This window comes from Mesorhizobium sp. B2-3-15 (assembly GCF_006442875.1).
Classification (GTDB): domain Bacteria; phylum Pseudomonadota; class Alphaproteobacteria; order Rhizobiales; family Rhizobiaceae; genus Mesorhizobium; species Mesorhizobium australicum.
This window is the reverse complement of sequence record NZ_VFVO01000003.1, coordinates 241486-254093: the sequence shown is the minus strand read 5'-3', so window position 1 is coordinate 254093 and position 12608 is coordinate 241486. Positions and strand designations below refer to the sequence as shown.

14 protein-coding genes are annotated in these 12608 nt (G+C 62.7%); 10 read left to right on the top strand and 4 right to left on the bottom strand.

What is annotated here, in order from left to right:
- Positions 1–54: 54 nt before the first annotated feature.
- Complete coding sequence (locus FJ954_RS08400) at positions 55–735, bottom strand: 4Fe-4S dicluster domain-containing protein (protein ID WP_181177775.1); 681 nt, start codon at positions 733–735, stop codon at positions 55–57.
- A 97-nt stretch (positions 736–832) separates the two neighbouring features.
- On the bottom strand, positions 833–2407 hold the full coding sequence (locus FJ954_RS08395; RefSeq protein ID WP_140661055.1) for a trimethylamine methyltransferase family protein: 1575 nt from the start codon (positions 2405–2407) through the stop codon (positions 833–835).
- A gap of 288 nt (positions 2408–2695) precedes the next feature.
- On the opposite strand from FJ954_RS08395, the gene FJ954_RS08390 reads away from it, so the two are divergent.
- The gene (locus FJ954_RS08390) at positions 2696–3394 is read left to right on the top strand and encodes a B12-binding domain-containing protein (RefSeq protein WP_015317429.1); all 699 of its coding nucleotides are present in this window, start codon (positions 2696–2698) and stop codon (positions 3392–3394) included.
- 80 nt (positions 3395–3474) lie between these two features.
- Here FJ954_RS08390 and FJ954_RS08385 read toward each other — a convergent pair whose 3' ends face one another.
- Positions 3475–3612 (bottom strand): entericidin A/B family lipoprotein, encoded by a 138-nt coding sequence (locus FJ954_RS08385; protein WP_015317428.1) that lies wholly within the window; start codon positions 3610–3612, stop codon positions 3475–3477.
- A gap of 55 nt (positions 3613–3667) precedes the next feature.
- On the opposite strand from FJ954_RS08385, the gene FJ954_RS08380 reads away from it, so the two are divergent.
- On the top strand, positions 3668–4297 hold the full coding sequence (locus FJ954_RS08380) for a DUF1638 domain-containing protein (RefSeq protein ID WP_140661054.1): 630 nt from the start codon (positions 3668–3670) through the stop codon (positions 4295–4297).
- 5 nt (positions 4298–4302) lie between these two features.
- On the opposite strand, the gene FJ954_RS08375 is transcribed toward FJ954_RS08380, so the two are convergent.
- Positions 4303–5223, bottom strand: coding sequence for an NAD(P)-dependent oxidoreductase (locus FJ954_RS08375; protein ID WP_140661053.1), 921 nt, complete (start codon positions 5221–5223; stop codon positions 4303–4305).
- A 120-nt stretch (positions 5224–5343) separates the two neighbouring features.
- Here FJ954_RS08375 and FJ954_RS08370 point away from each other — a divergent pair, with 120 nt between their 5' ends.
- The 8 genes from FJ954_RS08370 to FJ954_RS31915 all read left to right on the top strand — a co-directional run bounded on the left by FJ954_RS08370 (position 5344) and on the right by FJ954_RS31915 (position 12523).
- A complete protein-coding gene (locus tag FJ954_RS08370; protein ID WP_140661052.1) occupies positions 5344–5919 on the top strand; it encodes a DUF4893 domain-containing protein in 576 nt (191 codons plus the stop codon).
- Between the two features lie 122 nt (positions 5920–6041).
- Positions 6042–6824 carry a formyl transferase gene (locus FJ954_RS08365; RefSeq protein WP_140661051.1) on the top strand — a complete coding sequence of 261 codons (783 nt, stop codon included), beginning with the start codon at positions 6042–6044 and terminating at the stop codon, positions 6822–6824.
- 202 nt (positions 6825–7026) lie between these two features.
- Positions 7027–7329 carry a virulence factor gene (locus FJ954_RS08360; RefSeq protein ID WP_015317423.1) on the top strand — a complete coding sequence of 101 codons (303 nt, stop codon included), beginning with the start codon at positions 7027–7029 and terminating at the stop codon, positions 7327–7329.
- A complete protein-coding gene (locus tag FJ954_RS08355; protein WP_015317422.1) occupies positions 7322–7936 on the top strand; it encodes a methylenetetrahydrofolate reductase C-terminal domain-containing protein in 615 nt (204 codons plus the stop codon). Before FJ954_RS08360 ends, FJ954_RS08355 begins: the two co-directional genes overlap by 8 nt.
- Positions 7933–9024: a methylenetetrahydrofolate reductase gene (locus tag FJ954_RS08350; RefSeq protein ID WP_015317421.1), complete on the top strand. Its 1092-nt coding sequence runs from the start codon at positions 7933–7935 to the stop codon at positions 9022–9024. The genes FJ954_RS08355 and FJ954_RS08350 overlap by 4 nt, the downstream gene beginning before the upstream one ends.
- A gap of 81 nt (positions 9025–9105) precedes the next feature.
- Positions 9106–10080, top strand: coding sequence for a methyltetrahydrofolate cobalamin methyltransferase (locus FJ954_RS08345; protein WP_140661050.1), 975 nt, complete (start codon positions 9106–9108; stop codon positions 10078–10080).
- A complete protein-coding gene (locus tag FJ954_RS08340; protein WP_140661049.1) occupies positions 10031–12160 on the top strand; it encodes an ASKHA domain-containing protein in 2130 nt (709 codons plus the stop codon). Before FJ954_RS08345 ends, FJ954_RS08340 begins: the two co-directional genes overlap by 50 nt.
- Before the next feature lie 177 nt (positions 12161–12337).
- A complete protein-coding gene (locus FJ954_RS31915; protein WP_015317418.1) occupies positions 12338–12523 on the top strand; it encodes a hypothetical protein in 186 nt (61 codons plus the stop codon).
- Positions 12524–12608 lie beyond the last annotated feature (85 nt).

Here is a 12608-nt window from a genome sequence, read left to right as displayed (position 1 = left end):
CAAGGCGCTCCCTGAGCCCGGCGGTCAACATTTCGTGCGGGATCGCGTGATGCGCTAAGGACCAGCGAACGCAGCCATGTGGAAGGCCTGGACCTCCGGCGGATAGCGATACTGCGCGCCATAGGGGCAGGCATTGCGGTCAAGACAACCACCGGCCCGGCACGGCTCGCCATTCGCCCCCCGCACATGCGAGAGGCAGGCCTGGTAGGCGAAACCATCCGTCGAATAAGCGGCGACCGGACAGGATTTCAGACAAGGTTTGTCGACGCAGGTGTCGCAAAGATGGATCGTCTCCCGAAATTCCGGAAGCGTTATCTCGTCCTCGAACAGCAGCGCGCCGCGATAAGCATGCCAAAGCCCGTATTGCGGATGCATGAGGATGCCGAGCGGCGACGGCCTCAGCCCTTCCGCCCGAACAGCCCATTGCTGGAACGGCAGGTAAGGTTTGTCCGACGGCGAAACGACGCGGGCACCAAACTCTTGCGCCACCTCGCCGATGACCTCCCGCGACCAGGTGTCGAGCGGATCGGCGATCGCCTGTGGCTGCTGGTCCCGCCAGCGCAGGAAATGCGGCCAAGGCGCGGCGCCCGCCTGCCCTACCAGCAGGACAGACTTTGCCGGCGCGCCCGAGGCGCCATCAGGAGCACCCTCGTCATCGGGAAAAAGAAGACCTCCACGCAGGATGAGGCCGTTGGCGCCAAGCGCGGCCGTGATCTCCTCGATCATGCCGCGCACGCAATCATCCCTTCTTGTCCGGATCGGAGAAGGCGCTCCGCCAGACTTCCTTGTGGATGATGTTGGCGACTTTAGCCCCGCCTGACTCGGGCTCCTTTCAGGTGAAGGCGTCGGGCATCGACCCCTTCTTCTTGGCGATGAAATCCTTCAGGGCTTCATCGATGCCTTCATCAAGGTGCGGCGCTTCGTAAGCCTCCAGCCAGCGCCGCGCCAGATCGTTGGCGCGCTGCGGTGCGGTCTTCTGGCCCTCGGCCAGCCACTGCTCGTAGGAGTTGTTGTCGGCGATCGATGAGCGGTAGAAGGCGGTCTGGAAATTGGCCTGGGTGTGGTCGCAGCCGAGATAGTGGCTGCCCGGGCCGACCTGGCGGATGGCGTCCATCGCCTGGCCGTTCTCCGACAGGTCGACGCCCTCGGAGAATTTCTGGGTCATGCCGAGTTGGTCGATATCCATCATGAATTTTTCGTAGCAGGAGGCCAGCCCGCCTTCGAGCCAGCCTGCCGAATGCAGGACGAAATTGGTGCCGGCGAGAATGGTCGAGTTCAGCGTGTTGGCGCTCTCGTAAGCTGCCTGTGCGTCCGGAACTTTCGAAGCACAGAGCGAGCCCCCGGTACGGAACGGCAAGCCAAGCCGGCGGGCCAGTTGTGCCGCGCCATAGGAGACCAGCGACGGCTCCGGCGTGCCGAAGGTCGGCGCGCCCGACTGCATCGAGATCGACGAGGCGAAGGTGCCGAACAGCACCGGCGCGCCCGCGCGGATCAGCTGCGTGAACGAGGCGCCGGCCAGCACTTCGGCCAGGACCTGCGTTAGCGTGCCGGCGACCGTCACCGGGCTCATCGCGCCGGCCAGGATGAACGGCGTGACGATGCAGGCCTGGTTATGACGCGAATAGACCTTCAGGGCGCCAAGCATGGTCTCGTCGAACACCATCGGCGAGTTGGCGTTGATCAGGCTGGTCAGCACCGTGTTGTTCTCGACGAAGTCGTCGCCGAACACCAGCTTGGCCATCGCCACCGTGTCCTCGGCGCGCTCCGGCGCGGTCACCGAACCCATGAACGGCTTGTCGGAGTATTTGATGTGCGCGTAGACCATGTCGAGATGACGCTTGTTGACCGGCACGTCGACCGGCTCGCACACCGTGCCGCCCGAATGGTGGATCGACGGCGCCATATAGGCGAGCTTCACGAAATTCTGGAAATCCTCGATCGTCGCGTAGCGCCTGACGCCGTCGAGATCGCGCACGAAGGGCGGACCATAGACCGGCGCGAACACCGTCGCATTGCCGCCGATCTGCACCGAGCGTTCTGAATTGCGGGCATGCTGGGTGTAGATGGGCGGCGCGGTCTTCAAGAGCGAACGGCAGAGCCCCTTGGGAAAATGCACGCGCTCGCCCTTGACGTCGGCGCCGGCCTCTTTCCAGAGCTGCAGTGCTTCGGCGTCATCGCGAAAAATGATGCCGATCTCTTCCAGCACCGTGTCGGTGTTCTTCTCGATCAGCGCCAGGCCTTCCTCGTTCAGCACCTCGTAGACGTTGATCTTGCGCTTGATATAGGTGAGCTGGGTGCCGGGGCCGCCGCCTGAGCGCGCCGCACGCCTGGCCGCCGCTCCGCCACTGGCGCCGCGCCCACGCCGCGCGTTTGACGCTTCCTGGTCGACTGCCGCGTGTTCACTCATGATCGCTCTTCCCTGAATATGGCCCGCCTGACTATGGCTGGTCCGTAACCGTTGCGGCCGCATGACGCGGCTTTGCCCGGATCGTAGCCATGCACCCTATTCGAAACGGCCCGTCCGCGCCAACGCCTGTCGCAAAATCGACAAGAAAACCGATAGATTTTCCAGTCGCTTTCCTTTTGCGGGAAGTCGCAAATCAGCTATGGATACCCGCCCGTTGCGGGTTAGGTATGAACACCATTATTTTGTGCCTTGCGACACAGTCGCGATGCCGTGAGGAGCTGGATAAAAATGTCCGACGACGAGATCATCCTTTCCGAGCTTTCCGACGACGAGCTGGTGCAGCAGATGCACGACGATCTCTATGACGGGCTGAAGGAAGAGATCGAGGAAGGCACCAACATCCTCCTTGAGCGCGGCTGGGCGCCCTACAAGGTGCTTACCGAGGCGCTGGTCGAAGGCATGCGTATCGTCGGCGAGGATTTTCGCGACGGCATCCTGTTCGTGCCGGAAGTGCTTTTGTCCGCCAACGCCATGAAGGCCGGCATGTTCATCCTGCGTCCGCTGCTCGCCGCCACCGGCGCGCCGAAACAGGGCAAGATGGTGATCGGCACCGTCAAGGGCGACATCCACGACATCGGCAAGAACCTCGTCGGCATGATGATGGAGGGTGCTGGCTTCGACGTCATCGATCTCGGCATCAACAACGCGGTCGAGAAGTATCTCGACGCGATCGAAAAGCACCAGCCCGACATCATCGGCATGTCGGCACTGCTCACCACCACCATGCCCTACATGAAGGTCGTCATCGACACGATGAAGGAAAAGGGCATTCGCGACGACTATGTCGTGCTGGTCGGCGGCGCGCCGCTCAACGAGGAATTCGGCAAGGCCGTCGGCGCCGACGCTTATTGCCGCGACGCGGCGGTAGCGGTCGAGACCGCCAAGGATTTCATGAAGCGCAAGCACAACGTGCGTGCTTCGGCCTGATCCAAGGCATCAGGGCGACGAAAAAAAAGCCGCGCCTTGCAGCGCGGCTTTTTTGTCCCCAGATGAGGGACGACCGCCGATCAATTGGCGACGGTGTCCTTGACCGCCCTCGCCGTCGATTTGACATCCTTGCCGACACCCCGAACGGTGTTGGCGCAGGCCGTAAGTGCAAGAGCGCAGGCAAGGATAGCCATCGGCGCTATGCGTAGCAGTTTCATGGACGGTGTCTCCCTCGACAGATAAATTAGCCCCACAGCGAAAAGCCGGCTCGACTTGGTCAAGACGAAAAAAACAAAACCGAATCAGACAGACAGGCTGCTCGTCATCGCCTGCGGGATGATTGCGCGCGAGGTGTTGGCCGTCAAGGAACAGCTCGGGCTGGATCACCTCGAATTGACGTGTTTGCCGGCGGAGTTTCATTTCCATCCCGACCGCATCGCGCCGGCCATGGAAAAGGCGATCGAGAAGGCCAGGGCGGAAGGCTATGAACATATCTTCGTCGGCTATGCCGATTGCGGCACTGGCGGCCTGCTTGACCGCGTGTTGGAGAAGCATGGCGTCGAACGCATGGCCGGCCCGCATTGCTTCGCGTTCTATCAAGGCATGGACGCCTATGGGAAGGTCGCCGACGACGACATGATGTCCTTCTACATGACGGACTTCCTGTGCCGCCAGTTCGATGCCTTCTTCATGAAGCCGCTCGGGCTGGATAAGCACCCGGAGCTGATCAAGGACTATTTCGGCAATTACGAGAAGCTGATCTATCTGGCGCAGACCGATGATCCGGAGCTCGACAAGGTCGCGGAAAAGGCCGCCGCCCTGCTCGGCCTCGCCTATGAGCGCCGCTCCACCGGTTTTGGCGACCTGACGCCAGGCCTGGCGCGGGCGGCCGCGAACGCCTGACGGCTTCAGGCCGGGTCTTCGGCTGCCAGCGCCGCCAGCACGTCGGCAAAGCTCGTCCTGCAGGCAAAACCCAGCCTGTCCCTCGCCCGCGACGCGTCATAGATCCGGTCGATCGAGGAAAACATCGTCCAGCCCTTCCTCGCGTAGAGAGCGGGAAATTCAGGAAAATACCGCGCCACCACGGACGGCGCGTCCCTGATCAACGCCTCGCAATCTTCGGGTTGGAACGGCGTCGGCGCACAGATGATGAAGGTGTCGAAGCCGAGCTCCGGTGCCTTCTCCAAGGCGGCGACATGCGCCTGCGCCGCGTCCTCTACCATCAGCCGCCGAAACAGCAGTTCGTTCGCCTTGGTGTTGGCGTCCGACTGCTCGATGGCATGCGCCATGTCGTCGGCCTCGGGGAAGAAACGTGCCGTGCGCAGCACCACCACCGGCAGGCCGTGCTGGAGGTGGTAGAGACGGCAGAGATGCTCGGCGGATAGCTTGGTGACGCCATAGATGTTGCGCGGCTCGGGCGACATCGCTTCCGTCAGCCACGCCGCCTTGCGCGCACCGCCCTTGAAGCCGTCGCGTATCGCCTGCGAGATCATCAGCGAGGTCGTTGACGTGAAGACGAAGCGTTGCACATTGGCCGCCACCGCCGCGTCGAGCAGGTTTAGCGTGCCTTGCACGTTGGCCGCGATGAAATCGCTGTTGGCGTGGCTGTCTATGTTGGGCTTGTGCAGCGCGCCGCTGTGAATAATGGCCTCTATCCGGTTTTCTCCGACGGCACGCATGACGAGGTCACGGTCGGCAATCGAACCGACGATCCGCGTTTCGGCCGATGGAACGGGATCGAGGCCGGTCACGTCATGTCCAAGCTCACGCAGGAGTGGCGCCAGCGCGCTGCCCAGCCAACCCGACGATCCCGTAAGCAAGATTCGCATGCGTCACACCATGAGTTTTGACCGAGACGCTGTTAAGCACGGATGACAGGCGCCAGCGACCCGGTAAGTTATGCGCCAGGCGGCGGCAGCGCCGTTCCAGACAAAACAGGGAATTCTTTGATGATCCTTCGCTCATTGATCGCCGCCCTTGGTCTCCTCTGCTGTACTTTGCCCGCCCTTGCCGACGGACAAGTGCAAAAACTGATCACGCCTGCCGATAAGGCGCGGCTCGACAAATATGGCGACACCCGCAAGGCGGCGCTCGCCGAAGCAAAGGCGGCCAACCCCGCCGAGCTCAAGCAGCTCGACACGCTGTTGGCCAAGCCGCTGGTCGCCTTCTCCGACAAGGATCTCACCGGCAACTGGCGGTGCCGCAAGATCAAGGTCGGCGGACTGAGCCCGCTCGTTGTCTATGGCTGGTTCAAATGCAGGGTCACCGATGATGGCTCCGGCTGGCGGCTGGAAAAGATCAGCGGTTCTCAGCGCACCCAGGGCCGCTTCTTCGACGACGGCGACAAGCGCTCGATCTATCTTGGCTCCGGCTCCGTCAACGACGATCGGGCAAAGCCCTATGGCAGCGGCCCGCAAACCGACCAGGTCGGTTACGCCTTCCGAAACAGCGCCAAGGAATGGCGCATCGAGTTCCCCGCGCCCTATTATGAATCGAAGCTCGACATCATGGAGTTCAAGCGCTGACCGGGTCTTCATGCGCTGACCGGGGTCTTCATGGGTTGGTAAGGCTTCCGGCATACCAAGGATTAACCCGCCCGCCCTAAGGTCCGGCCACATCGGCCGGTCCCTGGAGCACGGAAAGATCAATGGCAGCGTCGCAACCAAATCCGCGACCTATTGTGGTCGTCACCGGTGGCGGCGCGCACGTCTGGGCCCTGATCAACGACCTCGCCGACCGCGTCGGCCCTGTCAGCGTCGTCCTCGAAATCCCTGAATCTAAAAAGCAATTGCTGCGCGGCCGCGCCCGACGCCAGGGCTGGATCTCTGCCATCGGCCAGCTCGGCACTATGGTGCTGAGCAGGCTCGGCAAACGGCTTAATGTCAAACACGCCGCCCGGTTGATTGCCGAGGAGAAGCTTGAAACGGAACCGCGGCAAGGCCAGGTCATCATCCATGTGGCATCCGCCAACGGGCCGGAATGTCTGCAGGCAATCGAGACGATCAAGCCCGGCGTCGTGCTGCTGAACGGCTGCCGGCTGATTTCCAGGGAGATGCTGGCCAAAATGCCGTGTCCGGTGCTCAACTATCATGCCGGCATCACCCCGAAATATCGCGGCATGAATGGCGGCTATTGGGCATTGACGTCAGGCGATCCGCAGAATTTCGGCACCACCGTCCATCTGGTCGATGCGGGCGTCGACACTGGTGGCGTGCTGAAGCAGGTGCGCGGCGAGCCGAAACAAGGTGACACCATCTCAAGCTATGCGCTGCGCCAGGCGGCGTTTTCCCGCGACATCTGCGTCGAGGCGGTCAGCGACGCGCTGGCCGGAAAACTCGCAACGTTCGATCCAGGGCTGCCGTCGAAGCTGTGGTACCACCCGACGATCTGGTTCTACGTCTGGACAGGGCTGAGAACCGGCATTTGGTAACGCATCCAGTGTCCGGAACAGCGCAAATTCCGTCGCCATTACCGCTGCAGTGACCCCGTCGCGGCATGGGTCGCAAACGAATAAACGCACCTTTCATTTTACGACATCCAAATGCGTCGCTTTTGAATGCGCGCGCGTCGTCCCATAACAAGCGGGCCCACTGCGCTTGCGGCAATGCTCGGGGATCGAGGAGCGAGAATTCATGGCCGATCTTATCGTCGTCTACTGGCGCGACATTCCTGCCCAGGTCATCGTCAAGAAGGGTCGGCAGAACGCCAAGCGCGAACTGCCGTTGCGCTTCACCGAGGCGATCGACATGTGCGCCATGCGCACCGGCGCCGGCGGCACGGACGACTATCTGGCCGAATGGCGCAAGGCTGATCCAGTTCCGGTCGGTGACGATCTCGAAGCCGAGGTCGAAAAGGCCTTCAACGAGATCGACGCGAAATATGACCGCGAGCGGCTGGTCGCTCTGGTCAAGGCCGGCGGCAAAGAAAATGTCTGAAACCACTCCCGTCAGCAAGGAAGGCGTGGCCATTACGCAGGCCACTCAGGTCAAGAAGGCGGCGCCGAAGTCCGACTACAAGCCGGCCGATGTCTCGCCGCAGCGGCGCGTACAGCGCTCCTTCGCGATACGGCTGTGGTCGATCAGGCATTCGCGCTTGCTCGAATGGTTTTACGCCCGCTTCGCCGACACCTTCTTGCTGCTGCACCCGTTGTGGAAGGGTATCGGCTATGGCCGCGTCGAGGCTCCAATCAAGTTCGTCGAAAAGCGCGTAAAAGGCTTCATGTTCGACTGCCGCATGTGCGGTCAGTGCATCCTGTCCTCGACCGGCATGTCTTGCCCGATGAACTGCCCCAAGCAGTTGCGCAACGGCCCTTGCGGCGGCGTGCGCGCCAACGGCAATTGCGAGGTCGAACCCGATATGCCCTGCGTCTGGGTCAAGGCCTGGGAAGGTTCGCAGAACATGGTCAACTCCGACAGGATCCTCACCGTGCAGAAGCCGGTCGACCAGTCGTTGCGCGAAACCTCTGCCTGGCTGCGGGTGACCGCGCAGGCTGCGGCAGCCCGTGAAGCCGCCGCTGCCGCGAAGACCGGAGCCTCCGCGTGACCGGCCGCCAGCTCGACGAAAATCCGGCCGGCATCCATTTGCCGCTCGATCCCCTGCCCGGCCACACCTCGCGCGGCCGGCTGGAGCGCGTGCTCAGGCGCGGCGAGTTTGCGGTGACGACCGAACTGAACCCGCCCGACAGCGCCGATCCGGAGGATGTCTACAACCGTGCGAAGATCTTCGACGGCTGGGTCGACGCCATCAACGCCGTCGATGCGTCCGGCGCCAATTGCCATATGTCGTCGGTCGGCATCTGTGCACTTCTGACCCGCATGGGCTACGCCCCGATCATGCAGATCGCCTGCCGCGACAAGAACCGCATCGCCATCCAGGGCGACGTGCTGGGCGGCGCCGCGATGGGCGTCGCCAACATGCTGTGCCTGACCGGCGACGGCGTGCAGGCCGGCGACCAGCCGGGCGCCAAGCCGGTGTTCGACCTCGATTCCATGTCGCTGTTGGAGACCTGCCGCATCATGCGAGACAACGGCAAGTTTCTGTCCGGCCGCAAGCTGACGACGCCGCCGCAGCTGTTCCTGGGCGCTGCCGTCAATCCGTTCGCGCCGCCTTTCGACTTTCGCCCGATCCATCTCGGCAAGAAGATCGCCGCCGGCGCGCAGTTCGTGCAGACGCAGTATTGCTTCGACGTGCCGATGTTCAAGACCTTCATGCAGAAGGCACGTGATCTCGGCCACACCGAGAAAGTGTTCATCCTGTGTGGCGTCGGCCCTCTCGCTTCCGCCAAGACGGCAAAATGGATCCGCTCCAACGTGCCGGGCATCCATATCCCTGACGCTATCATCAAGCGGCTGGAAGGCGCCCAGGACCAGAAGAAGGAAGGCAAGCAGCTCTGCACCGACATCATCAACGAGGTGAAGGAAATTCCCGGTGTCTCCGGCATCCATGTGATGGCCTATCGCCAGGAGGAATATGTCGCCGAGATCGTCGATGAATCGGGCGTGCTGAAGGGCCGCCAGCCGTGGAAGCGCGAGATCCGCCGCGACGACCAGATGGTCGCCGACCGGCTGGACCGCATCCTGCACGACGACATTACCGAAACCCAGGTGGACATGGTGAAGACCGCGCATTGACTTGCGCGGAGAGCGACCATTCGCTTGATCGACAAGAGATAACGATATAAAGAACTCTTTATATCACGACGGAGAGATTTCATGACCCGGACCATCGTCGCCTCGGCGACACGAGAAATCATCATCGGCTTCGACCAGCCTTTCTGCGTGATTGGCGAACGCATCAACCCGACCGGCCGCAAGAAGCTCGCCGCCGAGATGGTGGTTGGCAATTTCGAGACCGTCATCAAGGACGCGCTGGAGCAGGCCGCCTGCGGCGCCACCATGCTCGACGTCAATGCCGGCGTCACCTCGGTCAACCCGAACGAAACCGAACCTGGCCTTCTGGTGCAGACGCTGGAGATCGTCCAGGGCCTGGTCGATCTGCCGCTGTCGATCGACAGTTCCGTCACCGCCGCGATCGAAGCCGCGCTGAAAGTCGCCAAGGGCCGCCCGTTGGTCAATTCCGTCACCGGCGAGGAGGAAAAGCTCGAGGCCATCCTGCCGCTGATCAAGAAATACAATGTGCCGGTCGTCGCCATCTCCAACGACGAGACCGGCATTTCGATGGATCCGGACGTGCGCTTTGCCGTCGCCAAGAAGATCGTGCAGCGCTGCGCCGATTTCGGCATCCCGGCGCATGACGTCGTAGTCGATCCGCTGGTGATGCCGATCGGCGCGCTGGGCGATTCCGGCCGCCAGGTGTTCGCCCTGCTGCGTCGGCTCCGCGAAGAGCTCAAGGTCAACACCACCTGCGGCCTCTCCAACATCTCCTTCGGCCTGCCGCACCGCCACGGCATCAACGCCGCCTTCATCCCGATGGTGATCGGCGCCGGCATGACCTCGGCGATCATGAACCCGGTGCGCCCGCAGGAAATGGAAGCGGTGCGCGGCGCCAACGTGCTGAACGGCACCGACGAGAACTGCACCAAATGGATCAAGACCTACAAGGATTACAAGCCGGCCGAAGGCGGCCAGGCGGTGGCGGCGCCGACAGCGGTCAATGCGCCGGGCGAAGGCGGCGGCAATGGCGGCCGCCGACGCGGTGGCCGTGAAGCCCGCATGGGCCGGGGATAAGCGCGCAATCGTGAACTCGCCTGCAAACATAACCGATCCGCTCGTGCTGTTCATGCCGTCAGGCAAGCGCGGGCGGTTCCCTGTCGGAACGCCCGTGCTCGATGCCGCGCGCCAGCTCGGCGTCTATGTCGAGAGCGTGTGCGGCGGACGCGCCACTTGCGGACGCTGCCAGATCGAGGTGCAGGAAGGCAATTTCGCCAAGCACAAGATCACCTCCTCAAACGACCACATATCGCCCAAAGGCCCTAAGGAAGAGCGCTATGAACGTGTGCGCGGCCTGCCTGAACGGCGCCGCCTCTCCTGCTCCGCCCAGATTCTCGGCGATCTCGTCATCGACGTGCCGCAGGACACGGTCATCAACGCCCAGACCATCCGCAAGGATGCCGACACCAGGGTCATCGCCCGCGATTCCGCGATCCGCATGTGCTACGTCGAGATCGAAGAACCAGACATGCACAAGCCGCTTGGCGATCTCGACCGCCTGAAGATCGCCCTGATGAAGGACTGGAACCTCAAAAGCCTGGACTTCGATTTTTATCTACTGCCGCAGGTGCAAGGTATTTTGCGCAAGGGCAACTGGACGGCGACCGCCGCCATCTACAAGGATACGGACACCGAGACAGCGCGCGTCATCGCGCTGTGGCCGGGCCTCAAGAACGAGGCCTATGGCCTGGCTTGCGACATCGGCTCGACCACCATCGCCATGCATCTGGTGTCGCTGCTGTCGGGCCGCGTCGCCGCCTCGTCCGGAACGTCGAACCCGCAGATCCGCTTCGGCGAGGATCTGATGAGCCGCGTCTCCTATGTGATGATGAACCCGGATGGCCGCGAAGGCATGACGGTTGCTGTCCGCGAGGCAATCTCCGGCCTCGTCGACAAGGTTTGCGCGGAAGGCAATGTCCAGCGCAACGACATCCTGGATTCCGTCTTCGTCGGCAATCCGATCATGCATCACCTGTTCCTCGGCATCGATCCGACCGAACTCGGCGGCGCGCCCTTCGCGCTTGCCGTCTCGGGCGCCGTTCGCATCAAGGCCTCCGACATCGGGCTGAAGCTCAACCAGGGCGCACGGCTCTACATGTTGCCTTGCATCGCCGGCCATGTCGGCGCCGACGCGGCCGCGGTGACGCTCTCGGAAGGGCCGCATCGCCAGGACGAGATGATGCTGATCGTGGACGTCGGCACCAATGCCGAGATCGTACTCGGAAACCGTACACGGGTCGTTGCTGCCTCCTCGCCGACCGGTCCGGCCTTCGAAGGCGCCGAAATCTCCGGTGGCCAGCGGGCCGCGCCCGGCGCCATCGAGCGCGTGCGCATCGATCCAGACACGCTGGAGCCGAAATACCGCGTCATCGGCTCGGAACTGTGGTCCGACGAGCCCGGCTTCCTCGACAGCGTGCAGGCGACCGGCGTCACCGGCATCTGCGGCTCCGGCATCATCGAGATCGTCGCCGAAATGTATCTCGCCGGCATCATCTCCGAGGATGGCGTCGTCGACGGATCGCTTGCCGCGCGCTCGCCGCGTGTCGTCGCCAACGGCCGCACCTTCTCCTACGTGCTGAAGGAAGGCGAACCCAAGATCACCATCACCCAGACAGACGTGCGTGCCATTCAGTTGGCCAAGGCGGCGCTCTATGCCGGCACCAAGCTGTTGATGGAAAAACAGAACACCGAGCATGTCGACCGCATCCACTTCGCCGGTGCCTTCGGCTCCTTCATCGATCCAAAATACGCCATGGTGCTAGGTCTCATCCCCGATTGCGACCTCGACAAGGTTTCGGCCGTGGGCAACGCCGCCGGCGCGGGTGCTCGCATGGCGCTGCTCAATCGCGGCTATCGCCGCGAGATCGAGGAGACGGTGAGCCAGATCGAAAAGATCGAGACGGCGCTCGAGCCGAAATTCCAGGAGCACTTCGTCTACGCCATGGCGCTGCCCAACAAGGTCGACCCGTTCCCGAAACTGGCGGCGGCGGTGAAGCTGCCACCGCGCAAGACGGTGAGCGAGGATGGCATCGCCGGAGATGCAGCTCCGCGCCGGCGCTCCCGCGAAGGCCATGCTGCCCGGCGCAGCCGCGAATAGACGCGCCGGCCACTCCCTCGATTTATTTGTATGCAAATGTTTCCGGATCGTCCGATCCGGAAACCGAAACGCTGTTTTCGCGAAATCCAGCAGATACATGCACAGCGCATTTACCCGCACATCGAACGGCGGCTGAGGACAGTCCTTGGCCATCGCCGTTCTTCAGGGGAGATGACAATGACGATGTTCGAAAATTTCGGCCGCTTGGGTGTGGCCATCAGGCAAGCCCACGCCAGGAACAAATCGATCCGCGCGCTGAACAGCTTGCCGGCGCATGTCCAGAAGGACATCGGCTGGCCGGCATCGCCGCCGAACGATCCGCAGGCCACACTCGCCTCGCTGCTGCTAGGCTCTACGCGGTGACGACGTTCGCCGACAAATACAAATTGCTCGGCGTCCACCGGGGATCCCACACATCCCCGATGGCCACCAGCAACCGATTGCGCAC

Excerpts from the sequence above, each read along its gene's own strand:
- FJ954_RS08395 (WP_140661055.1), bottom strand. The coding sequence starts at position 2,407 with ATGAGTGAACACGCGGCAGTCGACCAGGAAGCGTCAAACGCGCGGCGT.
- FJ954_RS08390 (WP_015317429.1), top strand. The coding sequence starts at position 2,696 with ATGTCCGACGACGAGATCATCCTTTCCGAGCTTTCCGACGACGAGCTG.
- FJ954_RS08385 (WP_015317428.1), bottom strand. The coding sequence starts at position 3,612 with ATGAAACTGCTACGCATAGCGCCGATGGCTATCCTTGCCTGCGCTCTT.
- FJ954_RS08375 (WP_140661053.1), bottom strand. The coding sequence starts at position 5,223 with ATGCGAATCTTGCTTACGGGATCGTCGGGTTGGCTGGGCAGCGCGCTG.
- FJ954_RS08370 (WP_140661052.1), top strand. The coding sequence starts at position 5,344 with ATGATCCTTCGCTCATTGATCGCCGCCCTTGGTCTCCTCTGCTGTACT.
- FJ954_RS08365 (WP_140661051.1), top strand. The coding sequence starts at position 6,042 with ATGGCAGCGTCGCAACCAAATCCGCGACCTATTGTGGTCGTCACCGGT.
- FJ954_RS08360 (WP_015317423.1), top strand. The coding sequence starts at position 7,027 with ATGGCCGATCTTATCGTCGTCTACTGGCGCGACATTCCTGCCCAGGTC.
- FJ954_RS08355 (WP_015317422.1), top strand. The coding sequence starts at position 7,322 with ATGTCTGAAACCACTCCCGTCAGCAAGGAAGGCGTGGCCATTACGCAG.
- FJ954_RS08345 (WP_140661050.1), top strand. The coding sequence starts at position 9,106 with ATGACCCGGACCATCGTCGCCTCGGCGACACGAGAAATCATCATCGGC.
- FJ954_RS08340 (WP_140661049.1), top strand. The coding sequence starts at position 10,031 with ATGGCGGCCGCCGACGCGGTGGCCGTGAAGCCCGCATGGGCCGGGGAT.
- FJ954_RS31915 (WP_015317418.1), top strand. The coding sequence starts at position 12,338 with ATGACGATGTTCGAAAATTTCGGCCGCTTGGGTGTGGCCATCAGGCAA.